This window comes from Aurantimicrobium minutum, assembly GCF_029893825.1.
Classification (GTDB): domain Bacteria; phylum Actinomycetota; class Actinomycetes; order Actinomycetales; family Microbacteriaceae; genus Aurantimicrobium; species Aurantimicrobium minutum_C.
In genome coordinates, this window is record NZ_JARXXV010000001.1 from 355790 (window position 1) to 369203 (window position 13414).

The 13414-nt window shown below is 50.7% G+C and carries 11 protein-coding genes; all 11 read left to right on the forward strand.

The window, feature by feature from the left end; translation table 11 throughout:
- The first annotated feature begins 2 nt into the window (after positions 1-2).
- The 11 genes from hisF (at position 3) to M2120_RS01735 (ending at position 13385) form a co-directional block, all read left to right on the forward strand.
- On the forward strand, positions 3-764 hold the full coding sequence (gene hisF, locus M2120_RS01685; RefSeq protein ID WP_280796995.1) for an imidazole glycerol phosphate synthase subunit HisF: 762 nt from the start codon (positions 3-5) through the stop codon (positions 762-764).
- Positions 761-1123: a phosphoribosyl-AMP cyclohydrolase gene (gene hisI, locus M2120_RS01690; protein ID WP_280796996.1), complete on the forward strand. Its 363-nt coding sequence runs from the start codon at positions 761-763 to the stop codon at positions 1121-1123. Before hisF ends, hisI begins: the two co-directional genes overlap by 4 nt.
- On the forward strand, positions 1120-2646 hold the full coding sequence (locus M2120_RS01695; protein ID WP_280796997.1) for an anthranilate synthase component I: 1527 nt from the start codon (positions 1120-1122) through the stop codon (positions 2644-2646). The genes hisI and M2120_RS01695 overlap by 4 nt, the downstream gene beginning before the upstream one ends.
- Positions 2647-2648: 2 nt before the next feature.
- Positions 2649-3287, forward strand: coding sequence for a Trp biosynthesis-associated membrane protein (locus M2120_RS01700; RefSeq protein WP_280796998.1), 639 nt, complete (start codon positions 2649-2651; stop codon positions 3285-3287).
- A gap of 35 nt (positions 3288-3322) precedes the next feature.
- Positions 3323-3559 (forward strand): DUF6704 family protein, encoded by a 237-nt coding sequence (locus M2120_RS01705; protein WP_280796999.1) that lies wholly within the window; start codon positions 3323-3325, stop codon positions 3557-3559.
- Positions 3560-4330, forward strand: a complete 771-nt coding sequence (gene trpC / locus M2120_RS01710) for an indole-3-glycerol phosphate synthase TrpC (RefSeq protein ID WP_280797000.1) — start codon at positions 3560-3562, stop codon at positions 4328-4330. It abuts the gene before it with no gap.
- Positions 4331-5536 (forward strand): tryptophan synthase subunit beta, encoded by a 1206-nt coding sequence (trpB, locus tag M2120_RS01715; RefSeq protein WP_280797001.1) that lies wholly within the window; start codon positions 4331-4333, stop codon positions 5534-5536.
- A complete protein-coding gene (gene trpA / locus M2120_RS01720; RefSeq protein WP_280797002.1) occupies positions 5533-6300 on the forward strand; it encodes a tryptophan synthase subunit alpha in 768 nt (255 codons plus the stop codon). Before trpB ends, trpA begins: the two co-directional genes overlap by 4 nt.
- 33 nt (positions 6301-6333) lie before the next feature.
- Entirely contained in the window at positions 6334-7194 is an 861-nt protein-coding gene (lgt, locus tag M2120_RS01725; protein WP_280798142.1) for a prolipoprotein diacylglyceryl transferase, read from the forward strand.
- A 178-nt stretch (positions 7195-7372) separates the two neighbouring features.
- Positions 7373-11935: a glutamate synthase large subunit gene (gene gltB, locus M2120_RS01730; protein ID WP_280797003.1), complete on the forward strand. Its 4563-nt coding sequence runs from the start codon at positions 7373-7375 to the stop codon at positions 11933-11935.
- On the forward strand, positions 11928-13385 hold the full coding sequence (locus M2120_RS01735; RefSeq protein ID WP_280797004.1) for a glutamate synthase subunit beta: 1458 nt from the start codon (positions 11928-11930) through the stop codon (positions 13383-13385). The genes gltB and M2120_RS01735 overlap by 8 nt, the downstream gene beginning before the upstream one ends.
- Positions 13386-13414: the final 29 nt, after the last annotated feature.

A 13414-nucleotide genomic window follows, 5' to 3' on the forward strand; every position in this document is an offset into this window, starting at 1 on the left:
TCATGTCGCTTTCAGTTCGCATCATTCCCTGTCTCGATGTTGCTGACGGTCGTGTGGTCAAGGGTGTTAATTTCCTCAACCTCACAGATCAAGGTGATCCTGTTGAGTTGGCCCGTTACTACTACGAACAAGGTGCTGACGAAATAACGTTCCTCGATGTCAAAGCCACCGTGGAAAATCGTTCCAACATGTTCGATGTGGTTGCTAGAACGGCAGATGCTGTGTTTATTCCGCTCACCGTCGGTGGTGGCGTACGTAGCGTGGAAGACGTTGCTCAACTTCTTGCCCACGGCGCAGACAAAGTGGGCGTGAACAGCGCTGCTATCAAAAACCCTGCACTACTTGATGAGATTTCCACCCGATATGGTGCGCAGGTAGTGGTTCTTTCACTGGATATAACTCGGTCACAGACCACCCCTTCGGGTTTTGTGGTGACTACGCACGGAGGACGTGAACTCACTGATATCGATGCTTTGGTTTGGGCGCAGGAAGCTATTAATCGTGGTGCAGGTGAGTTGCTCGTGAACTCCATAGATGCTGACGGCACTAAAACAGGATTCGATTTAGAGCTAATTTCGGCAATACGAGAAATCAGCTCCGTGCCCGTCATTGCCAGCGGGGGAGCTGGGTCGGCCCAGGATTTCCCTCCTGCTTTCAAAGTTGGTGCAGATGCAGCACTTGCTGCAAGTATTTTTCACACAAAAGCTGTCACTATTGGTGAAGTGAAGACGGTGCTTGCACAGGAAGGTTTCGAGGTTCGATGACGTCTGAATTCAATCCTTCTGAGCTGAAATACGATGCCAACGGGCTCATTCCAGCAATCATTCAAGATGTTCAGAACAACGACGTGTTGATGCTGGGTTACATGAACGCTGAAGCCGTGCGCAGGACACTTACAGAGGGCCGAGTGACTTTCTGGTCACGTTCCCGGCAAGAATACTGGCGCAAGGGCGACACCAGCGGTCACTCCCAGCTTGTAAGAAGTGTGCATCATGACTGTGACGCAGATACCTTGCTGATTCGTGTGGAACAGCTCGGATCTGCTTGTCACACCGGTTCACGTACCTGCTTTGAGGACTATGACATTCCTGCAGTGGAGAATGTGGAGGCCAGTTCACTATGAGCACCCCCGACACCACGCTGAGTGATTTCACGACCCTGGTTGCAGAAGGTCATAAGGTGATTCCGGTTACGAGATCTCTTTTTGCCGATGCAGAAACCCCGATCAGTATTTACCGCAAACTTTCCTCTGGTGTTCCAGGTTCTTTCCTCCTTGAATCTGCTGAGCAGGGTGGTATTTGGTCACGCTTTTCATTCGTGGGTGTCTCGAGCTATGGCGTACTAACTGATCTAGGCGGTATTCCCTGCTGGCAAGACTTTGGCCTGAATCAGCAGGAAGCTTTTGGGGGAGAGATTCCTGTAACTGGTTTGGCCGCCCTTGATGCTTTATACCGACGCTGGAAAACCCCACATATTCCTGGCATGCCTCCTCTAACCGGAGCTCTTGTTGGATTCATTGGGTGGGAAGCAATCAGGGAGATTGAGAATCTTCCTGACGCCCCTCCAGCAGATTTCGATGTGCCGCGACAGGGTTTGAGTTTCTCTCGAGAAGTAATCGTCCTTGACCACAAGTACGGAACGGTGACACTTATTTCGAATGTTGTCATCACTGAATCTTCATCTGATGTCGAAGCATTATTTACTCACGCTCAATCGCGTCTTGACGATCTTCAAAAGCGTCTGGCTCAGCCAGGGCCTGTGGGTCTTGCCCAGATTGACCTAGACACCGTAGCTCAGCCACAACTGCGTACACCGCGTCAAGAATTTCTTGATGCGGTGAAGACATCCAAGAGACACATCGTGGATGGCGATGTGTTCCAGGTTGTTATTTCTCAACGATTTGATGCCGATAACTCGGCCTCACCTGAAGACGTTTATCGCGTTTTGCGAAGCTTGAACCCGAGCCCATACATGTATTTACTAGCCTTGGAAACAATGGAGGGCAAGAGCTACTCCATTGTCGGTTCGAGCCCTGAGGCGCTTGTCAAGGTTTCTGCAGGCCGAGTATTCACACACCCCATTGCAGGTTCACGGCCTCGCGGTTCAAACCCTGAGCAAGATCTCGAATATGAAGTTGAACTCCTTGCAGACGAAAAAGAAAGATCCGAGCACCTCATGCTTGTTGATCTTGCTCGTAATGACTTACTTCGCGTCTGTGACGCTGGCTCCGTTGAGGTTACTGAGTTCATGCGTATAGAGCGTTTTTCACACATCATGCACATTGTGAGCTCTGTCGAAGGTGATCTATCGCAAGATAATGGGCCAGTAGATGTTTTTCGCGCAACTTTCCCTGCTGGAACTCTTAGTGGAGCGCCAAAACCACGCGCACTCGAAATCATTGATTCTCTTGAACCTGCACAACGCGGCGTCTATGGCGGAGTTGTCGGATATTTTGACTTCGCAGGGGATGCAGACCTTGCTATCGCAATCCGAACTGTGGTGTTGAAAGATTCCAAGGCATATGTCCAAGCTGGAGCTGGTTTGGTGATGGATTCTGTTCCCGAGACAGAATATCTAGAGACACAAAACAAAGCCGCAGCTCCATTGAGAGCAGTGGCTATTGCGAACTCGCTGAAGAAGGTTTGAGTATGAACTATCGCAAGTTCAAGTCCTACACGCTCACTGCGACCTTCGTTCTATCTGCACTGATTATGGTCTCGTGGTCCCAAACATGGTTCTTTCTATCAGTAACTTTTCCCACTGAAAATGCAGAGGGTATTCCGGTATCCGGGCAAGTAGCGGCACCGGGACTGAGTGCCTGGGGTTTGACCGGATTTGCTCTTACTGCGGCACTGGCATTGTCTTCAATCCTGATCAGAAGAATTCTTGGAGTGTTTCTTTTTATATTGGGCTGTGTTGTCACTTTCACGACGGTAACTGCATGGTCTGACCCTGTTTCTGCAGCAGCTACTCAACTAACCAAACTCAGTGCCATCAGCGATTTAGAAACACTTCGTACTTTCGTACTCACCTCGAGTTCTACCGCCTGGCCAGGTGTGGCTGCTGTCGCAGGAGTTCTCTTGCTTCCTGTTGGAACAGTAATTGTTTTCACAGCTGGTAAGTGGGGTACCGCTAGTCGAAAGTTTGACAGAGCTGAGAGTAAAGCTTCACAAGCGAGTAGTTCTGGGCAACTCATGGCAACACAGGCTCCCGTTGCAGATGTCTCTGCAACAAATATTGATGCGTGGGACTCGTTGAGCCACGGAACCGACCCTACAATCAACTAGGATTTATTCAGAAGTTTTTCGCACTGAGGAGTGACATGAGCAACGACATCGTTGATCCAGGAGAGGGCCACTCGCCCGCAGCATGGACTGCAGTAATTACTATGCTGCTTTTCTTCGCTATTGGAACTACTGCGTTTGTTCTCGCCATTGAGTGGCTTGTGTGGGCCTCGGTAGTTGGCATTTTTGTCGGTTGGGGACTCGGGTTCCTGCTAGCAAAGCTTGGCTACGGCGTGAACGGTCCAAAGTTCACCCCCAAGCCACACCACTACTAAATGCTGTCCGACCTGACAGCTGGTGCCCTTTCGGATGCAGCTGCACGTCGTGAACTTGTTTCCTATGCAGAAGTTGAAGCTGCGGCATTAGCTCAAACACCAGCACTTAACGCCCTTGAATTTCTCGCACCTGCTGATCACATCAAAGTAATTGCAGAGGTCAAGAGGGCTAGTCCTTCTCGTGGAGACTTGGCTGCTATCGCTGATCCAGCTGCATTGGCTCGAACCTATGCCAGTAACGGGGCTTCAACCATCAGTGTGTTAACCGAGGGGCGTAAGTTCAAGGGAACTCTTGAAGATCTTCGCGCTGTGCGTGCAGTAGTTAATGTTCCGGTACTGCGTAAAGATTTCATTGCTGAGAAGTATCAGATTCTTGAAGCACGAGCTGCAGGAGCTGATGTTGTGCTTCTTATCGTTGCAGCTTTAGAACAGCCACTTCTTGCAGAACTCAATGAGTTTGCACTCTCACTTGGACTGACGGTTCTTGTCGAAACTCACTCACGGGAAGAGTTACACCGTGCTCTTGATATCAACGCATCGTTGATTGGTGTGAATGCGCGCAATTTGAGCACTTTCGAACTTGACCGAGAACTCTTCGGCTCACTTGTTTCCGAAATTCCTGCTGGTGTCATCAAGGTGGCAGAATCAGCTGTAAGAAATGCAACAGATGTTCAGCACTACAGAGACGCTGGTGCTGATGTTGTACTCGTAGGTGAGGCACTGGTTACATCCGATCCTGCAGCAACTCTCCAATCCTTCCTGGCGGTATAAATGGCACTTCGAGACGAACTTGGTCCCTACTTCGGTGAATATGGTGGGCGTTTCGTTCCCGAATCATTGATAGCTGCCTTGGATGAGCTTTCTGCAGCTTATGAGCTCGCGAAGCATGACCCTAGTTTCCAGCGTGAACTAGCAGATCTTCACCGCACGTACACCGGCCGTCCCTCGATCATCACTGAGGTTCCCCGCTTTGCAGAGCACGGTGGTGGTGCACGAATCTTCCTCAAGCGTGAAGATCTCAATCACACCGGTAGCCACAAGATCAATAACGTTTTAGGCCAGGCGCTTCTGGCGAAACGGTTGGGCAAAACACGCATCATTGCTGAGACTGGTGCTGGCCAGCATGGAGTCGCAAGTGCGACAGCGGCTGCGCTTTTTGGCCTTGAATGTGTCGTGTACATGGGTGAAGTTGATACAGAGCGTCAAGCATTGAACGTTGCTCGTATGCGCTTGTTGGGAGCAACAGTTGTTCCTGTGACCACAGGCTCGCGGACACTCAAAGATGCGATCAATGAGGCACTTCGCGACTGGGTAGCCAATGTAGAAACCACCCATTACCTTCTGGGCACAGTGGCGGGACCACACCCATTCCCTGTCATGGTTCGTGATTTCCACAAAATCATTGGTGAAGAAGCTCGTGAGCAAATGCTCGAAATCACTGGCCAGTTGCCAACTGCAGTCGCTGCATGTGTTGGTGGTGGATCAAACGCTATCGGTATTTTCCACGCATTCTTAGATGACCCCACTGTTGGCCTTTATGGTTTCGAAGCAGCTGGGCGTGGAGTGGACACTCCTGAACACGCAGCCACTTTGACTATGGGGCGCCCAGGAGTACTGCACGGCGCACGTTCCTACATGCTCCAGGATGCAGACGGCCAGACCATAGAGTCACATTCAATCTCTGCAGGTTTGGATTACCCCGGTGTTGGCCCCGAGCACTCGTGGCTCAATGACATTGGACGTGCTCATTACCGTCCAATTACCGATGCAGAAGCAATGGATGCATTGCGTCTCTTAGCCCGCACAGAAGGCATCATCCCTGCTATTGAGACTGCACACGGTCTTGCAGGAGCTCTTCAGCTGGGCAAGGAATTAGGCCCCGAGGCCATCATTTTGGTCAATAACTCTGGCCGCGGCGATAAAGATATGGAAACTGCAGCCAAGTACTTTGGCATTCTCGATGGGGGAGCAGCATGAGCTCACAGGTAGAAGCAGCAATTTCCGCCAAGGGTAAAGTCCTAATCGGCTATCTTCCCGTTGGTTTTCCAACACTCCAGGAGAGTATCGAGGCTGCAGTTGCGCTAGTTGAAAGCGGAATTGACATTCTCGAACTCGGTGTTCCTTACTCTGATCCTGTTATGGATGGCTTAGTCATTCAAGAAGCGACCCAGGTTGCATTGTCGAACGGTTTCAAACTTGCTCACGCAATTGAAGCAGTTAAGCAAGTGACTGCTCGAGTTGATATTCCCGTTCTGCTGATGACGTATTTCAACCCAGTAATCCAATATGGCGTTGATAAGTTTGCTACAGATCTCGCAGCAGCCGGTGGAGCTGGTTTGATTACCCCAGATCTCATACCTGACGAAGCAGGTGAGTGGTTATCTGCAGCCGAGAAGCATGATTTAGACAGAGTATTTCTCGCCGCACCATCGTCTACGGATGAACGACTTGCTCAAGCAGTTAAGTACAGTCGTGGATTTGTTTATGCCGTTTCCACGATGGGGATTACGGGAGCTCGTCAAGATGTAGACGTAGCAGCCAAGACACTGGTTGCACGTCTGCGTGCTGTTGGGGCGACACACGTTGGTGTTGGTGTTGGTATTTCTACTGGTACTCAAGTTTCAGAAGTATTGACATATGGCGATGGTGCGATCGTGGGATCTGCTCTCGTGAAAGCACTCAATGATGGTGGTGTCTCCGAACTTCGCACGGTTGCTTCAGAACTCGCTGAAGGTAAATAATTCTTCGGCGCTACTCAGACATAAACTGTGACTGTGCATCTGATTACGAGTATTCCTAGCCCTTCCATTCAATATTTTGACCTCGGGCCTCTGCGTATTCACATTTATGCACTGTGTATTCTTCTCGGAATTGTTCTTGCGACGTGGATTACTGATTCACGCCTCACCAAACGCGGAGCTGAGCGCGGAGTCGTCCTCGACATCATTTTGTGGGCAGTGCCATTAGGCATTATCGGAGCTCGTTTCTATCACGTATTTACCCACCCCAGCGACTACTTCTATGAGGGCGCAGACCTCATGAAGGTCTTCTATATCTGGGAGGGCGGTAATGCAATCTTTGGTTCATTACTTGGCGGAGCCGTAGGAGCTTGGATTGGATGCAAACAGACTGGTATTCGTTTCTGGTCCTTTGCAGATGCACTTGCTCCGGCCATGCTCGTTGCACAAGCTGCCGGTCGTTTAGGTAACTATTTCAACCATGAACTCTTCGGCCAGCCCACCACGTTGCCATGGGGTCTTGAAATTGAATCTACAAACCCTGCGTTCCCTGCAGGACTGCCAGATGGAACGCTGTTTCATCCGATGTTTTTGTATGAAATCATCTGGAACCTCGCCGGTGCTCTCCTGATTGTTGTCTTGGAGCGTAAGCTCTACCTGCGCTGGGGTAAAGCTTTTGGGGTTTATCTCATCTGGTACGGCATTGGACGTTCCGTATTCGAGACATATCGTTTGGACTCGAGTGAAACCTTCTTTTCGATTCGCACCAATGTCTGGGCGGCACTTTTAGCAATCCTCATCGGTATCGCGATAATCCTCATTCAAAACCGTCGCCACCCGGGTAAAGAGCTCAGTGTCTACACAGAGGGCGGACCTGCTGTAAAGTTGGAAATGTAAGTTTCAAAGTCAGCGGATCAGGGCAAGGTAGCCCCCGCAGAGCGAAACTTCACTGCTTCACCCGCCACAAGCGGCTCGGAAGTTCATATTTGAGCGACAAGCTCTCCTGCATTACTTTCCAGATGACTTTAGGGCCAGTGTCGTCCCTCCCGATTAACGGTTCGAGAGGAGGGGTTCAATGTCTCTAGCGATGCCCTATCAGCGCTTTTCATTGACACCCGAAGCACAGGGTTTATATGACCCCACGCTAGAAAAAGATGCTTGTGGATTGGCTATGGTTGCTACCCTTCGAGGTGTTCCTGGTCACGACATTATCAATGTCGCGCTCTCGTCGCTGCGTAATCTGGAACACCGTGGAGCAGTAGGTTCTGATGCGGGTACTGGTGATGGGGCCGGTATTCTTACGCAAATTCCAGATGCTTTCTTACGTGAAGTTGTTGACTTCACTCTGCCCACTGCAGGCACCTACGCTGTTGGAAATGCTTTTCTTCCACTTAAGGATTCAGAACGCGCTGCTATTCAGGCTCGCTTTGCTGAAATTGCTCATTCAGAAGGATTGAAAGTTCTTGGCTGGCGAGTTGTTCCAACCGCCCCAGATAACCTTGGAAAACTAGCGCGAGAAGCGATGCCTGCAATTGAGCAAGCTTTCGTTACTTCTGCCGCCGGTGATCTCGCTGGTATTGAGCTAGACCGACTTGTTTATCGCTTGCGTAAGCGTGTTGAGCGCGAATGTGAAATCTATTTCGCATCTCTGTCTTCACGAACCTTGGTGTACAAGGGAATGGTTACGACCCTTCAGCTAGAGCCGTTCTACCCAGATCTCAGCGATCCACGATTTGCTTCAACATTGGCGCTGGTTCACTCGCGCTATTCGACAAACACGTTCCCCTCATGGCCTTTGGCTCACCCATTCCGTTTCATTTGCCACAACGGTGAAATCAACACCGTTCAGGGAAACCGCAACTGGATGCGTGCTCGCCAGTCGCAACTTGAATCAGAACTTTTGGGTGACATCAAGGACTTACTTCCTATTTGTACTCCTGGTGCTTCTGACAGCGCTTCGTTCGATGAAGTTGTAGAACTATTGACTCTCTCAGGTCGCCCTCTGCCACACGCAATCATGATGATGGTGCCGGAAGCGTGGGAAAACCAGCCAGAAATGGACCCTGCTCGTCGAGCTTTCTACGAGTACCACTCATCTTTGATGGAACCATGGGATGGTCCTGCTGCAATCTGTTTCACCGATGGATCGCTGGTAGGTGCAACTCTTGACCGTAATGGTCTGCGCCCAGGACGATTCCTTGTTACCGATGATGGATTGATCGTTGTTGGTTCAGAAATTGGTGTCTACGACGTTGACCCAGCAAAGGTAGTCCAAAAGGGTCGCCTTCAGCCTGGCAAGATGCTCTTGGTTGACACCGTCGCTGGTCGAATTATCTCCGATGATGAAATCAAGAGTGAGCTTGCTGCCTCAGGCCCATGGCAAGAATGGATTGACCAGTCTCGAATCGACCTCGAGGAACTTCCTGAGCGTGAGCACATTGCACACACTCGTTCCTCCGTTATTCGTCGTCAGCGCACCTTCGGATACACCGAAGAGGAGCTGCGCATCATGCTTGCACCCATGGCTAAGACCGGTGCAGAACCACTCGGCGCGATGGGTACGGACACTCCTATTGCAGTACTATCCTCTCGCCCACGACTCCTATTCGATTACTTCGTGCAGCAGTTCGCTCAGGTAACCAACCCACCACTGGATTCGATTCGTGAAGAGGTTGTCACCAGTTTGAAGCTTGGGCTCGGACCTGAGCGCAATCTCCTCGCTGCTGGTCCTGAGCACACCGAACAGGTAGTTCTTGATTTCCCCGTCATTGACAACGATCAGTTGGCAAAGGTTCTGCATATCCGTGGCAAAAACGGTGCTCGTCAAGGCATCAAACTCAAGGGTCTTTACAAGGTCAACAAGGGTCCGCGCGCGATGGAGAAGCGTCTTGCGCAACTGTGTGAAGAAGTTGATGAAGCAATTGCCCAGGGTATTCGTTTTATCGTCCTTTCTGACCGTGATTCAAACTCTGAGATGGCACCCATTCCCTCTCTGATGATGACCTCTGCCGTTCACCACCACCTCATTCGTACAGAGAACAGAACTAAGGTCGGCATTGTTGTTGAAGCTGGTGATGTCCGTGAGGTTCACCACGTCGCAGTTCTTCTTGGTTATGGGGCTTCGGCAGTGAACCCCTATCTCGCAATGGAAACATGTGAACAGCTTGTTCGCGACGAATTCATCACTGGTATCACAGCCGAGAAGGCTACAAAGAATGTGATCAAAGCACTCGGTAAGGGTGTTCTGAAGATCATGTCCAAGATGGGTATTTCTACGGTGTCTTCTTACACCGGCGCTCAAACATTCGAAGCAGTAGGTCTATCCCAAGAGTTTGTTGATCAGTATTTCACTGGCACCAACAGCAAGCTTGGGGGAGTCGGCATCGATGTCATCGCTGCAGAGAACCTTGCTCGTCACTCGTCTGCCTACCCATCAGATGGTGCACCCCTGACAACGGAACGTCTTACCACCGGTGGTGAATTCCAGTGGCGTCGTGATGGTGCTCCACACTTGTTCAACCCAGAAACAGTGTTCAAGCTTCAACATTCAACTCGGGAGCGTCGTTTCGACACATTCCGTGAATACACCAAGCTTGTTGATGATCAATCACGCGATCTGATGACTCTTCGTGGTTTGTTTACCCTGGAAACAGGTAAACGTAACCCGGTTCCGCTCGATGAAGTTGAATCTGTTGAATCAATCGTGAAGCGTTTCTCTACAGGAGCGATGAGTTACGGCTCTATCTCGCCTGAAGCCCACGAAACTCTTGCTATTGCCATGAACTCGATTGGTGCCAAGAGCAACACAGGTGAGGGTGGTGAAGACGTTGCCCGTCTTCTTGATCCCACACGCCGTTCTGCGATTAAGCAGGTAGCTTCTGGTCGTTTTGGTGTGACCAGCATGTATTTGACCCACGCTGATGACATTCAAATCAAGATGGCTCAGGGTGCTAAGCCTGGTGAAGGTGGACAACTACCGAACAACAAGGTCTATCCCTGGATTGCACGTACACGTCACGCCACCGCTGGTGTTGGTCTCATCTCACCTCCACCACACCACGACATTTACTCAATTGAAGACCTCAAGCAGTTGATCTTCGATGTGAAGCGAGCCAACCCAGTTGCACGTGTTCACGTCAAGTTAGTTAGCCAGTCGGGTATTGGTGCAGTAGCTGCAGGCGTTTCAAAGGCCTTGGCAGATGTGATTCTCATCTCTGGCCACGATGGTGGTACTGGCGCTAGTCCACTCAATTCATTGAAGCACGCTGGAACTCCCTGGGAGCTTGGTCTTGCAGAAGCGCAACAGACACTCATGCTCAACGGCATGCGTGACCGTGTGTCTGTTCAAGTTGATGGTCAGCTCAAGACCGGTCGTGACGTCATCGTTGCGGCACTTCTTGGTGCCGAAGAATTCGGTTTCGCTACAGCGCCTTTGGTTGTCTCCGGCTGCATCATGATGCGTGTGTGTCATCTCGACACGTGCCCTGTCGGTGTTGCTACCCAGAACCCTGAACTTCGTTCTAGGTTTACAGGCAAGCCTGAGTTCGTTGTGAACTTCTTTGAGTTCATTGCGCAGGAAGTCCGTGAATATCTTGCCGAGCTGGGTTACCGCAGCCTCGATGAAATCATCGGTCGTAATGACTTACTCAACGTCAACCAGGCACTTGAACACTGGAAATCTGAAGGTCTAGATCTTGAGCCCATCTTGGTGGGACCAAAGTTCTTGGCTGATGAACCACGCATCCGTGCACGTGCTCAAGACCACGAACTTGAAGAGCATTTTGATGTTGAATTAATCAACCTTGCTCGTCCTGCCTTGACTGAAGGTAAGCCAGTTTCCATTGAACTGCCCATTCGCAACACAGAGCGAGCAGTTGGCACAATGCTCGGCCACGAGTTGACGAAGAAATTTGGCCATGATGCTTTGCCACATGGAACTATTGACATCACTTTGACCGGTACTGCGGGTCAGTCATTTGGTGCTTTTGTTCCTGCGGGAATCACTCTTCGACTCGTTGGAGATTCCAACGACTATGTCGGAAAGGGTCTCTCCGGTGGCTCAATTGTCGTGAAACCTTCTCCTGCTTCTTCTTTCGCTCCAGAGCTGAATGTGATCGCCGGAAACGTCATTGGTTATGGTGCTACTAGCGGTTCCATCTTCATCAGTGGTTTGGTTGGTGAGCGTTTCCTCGTTCGAAACTCTGGTGCCACCGCTGTTGCTGAAGGTGTTGGTGACCACGCACTCGAATACATGACTGGTGGTCTTGCCGTCATCCTGGGTTCAACAGGAAGAAATCTTGGTGCAGGAATGTCTGGCGGAATTGCTTACATCCACGCATTAGATTCCAACAAGGTAAATGCTGATTCTTTGGCATCTGGCGAACTTCGCTTGGAAAAGCTCGGAAGTGCAGATGCAGAGATTCTCAAGGATCTCTTGCAGTCTCATTTTGCAGAAACTTCCTCACCTTTAGCCACGGCGATGTTGAAAAACTTTGATTCTGTCGTATCTGAATTCACCAAGGTAGTTCCTCGTGACTACGCAGCTGTTCTCGACATTCGTCAAGAAGCAGAAAGTGCAGGCATAAATCCAGATGGGGATGCAACCTGGAAGAAGATTATGGAGGTGACCGGTGGCTGATCCCAAAGGTTTTTTGAACACACGTCAGCGTGAACTTCCTGCTCGTCGTCCAGTTCCAATTCGTTTGATGGATTGGAAAGAAGTCTATGAACCAGGCGATCGCGAGACTCTCGTCCGTCAAGCTGGTCGCTGCATGGATTGTGGCATCCCGTTCTGTCACCAGGGTTGCCCGTTAGGTAACCTCATTCCTGAGTGGAATGACCTCACGTGGCGTGGTGATGACAAGGACGCTATTGACCGCCTCCACGCGACAAATAACTTCCCAGAGTTCACTGGCCGTTTGTGCCCTGCACCTTGTGAATCATCTTGTGTTCTCGGTATCAACCAGCCTGCAGTAACAATTAAGCAGGTTGAGGTTTCCATCATTGATAAGGCATTCGATGAAGGATGGGTGACGCCACTTATTCCTGAACGTCTCTCTGGTAAGACTGTTGCAGTTGTTGGTTCTGGACCTGCAGGTTTGGCAGCTGCTCAGCAGCTCACTCGTGCCGGTCACACAGTTGCTGTCTTTGAACGTGATGAAAAAATCGGTGGACTCCTGCGATACGGTATTCCAGATTTCAAGATGGAGAAGGACCATATTGATCGCCGTCTTGAACAGATGGAAGCCGAAGGAACACGTTTCCGTCCCGGCGTCAACATTGGAACCGACATCACGTGGGAAGACCTTCGTCGCCGATATGACGCAGTTGTCGTCGCAACTGGTTCACTGGTTCCTCGCGACCTGCCAATTCCAGGTCGTGATTTATCTGGCGTTCACTTCGCTATGGAGTATCTGGCTCAATCCAACCGTGCCGTGGATGGTCAACTCGTTACTGACCAGATTCATGCACAGGGCAAGCACGTTGTTGTTCTTGGTGGTGGTGACACCGGTGCGGACTGTATTGGTACAGCTCACCGTCACCAGGCAGCTTCAGTTACTAACCTGGCAATTGGAAAGCAGCCACCTGCTGAACGCCCTGATTCACAGCCATGGCCAACTTTCCCTAACCTTTTCGAGGTCTCTTCCGCGCACGAGGAAGGTGGTACCCGAGAGTACTTGGTATCAACAGTGGAGTTTCTTGGCGATGGCAAGGGTAACGTTCGTGCTGTACGCGTTGCTGAAACTGAATTTGTTGATGGAGCACGTGTTCCCAAGGCTGGTACTGAACGTGAAATCCCCGCAGATCTGGTTCTGCTCGCTCTTGGTTTCACTGGACCAGAGGGTGACATTGCGCACTCAGATTTGGCAGTCAGCTTAAATCAGCGTGGAAACATCAACCGTGATGCTCACTATGCAACTGCAGAACCCGGTGTCTTTGTTGCCGGTGATGCAGGTCGTGGACAGTCTCTGATTGTCTGGGCAATTGCCGAGGGTCGTGCTGCTGCAGCCGCGGTAGACCGATACCTTGAAGGTGAGACGTTACTACCTTCTCCTGTAGCACCCACAGATCGCGGTTTCGCGGTTTAGTACTATGAAAAAGCTGCACCTCCCTCCTG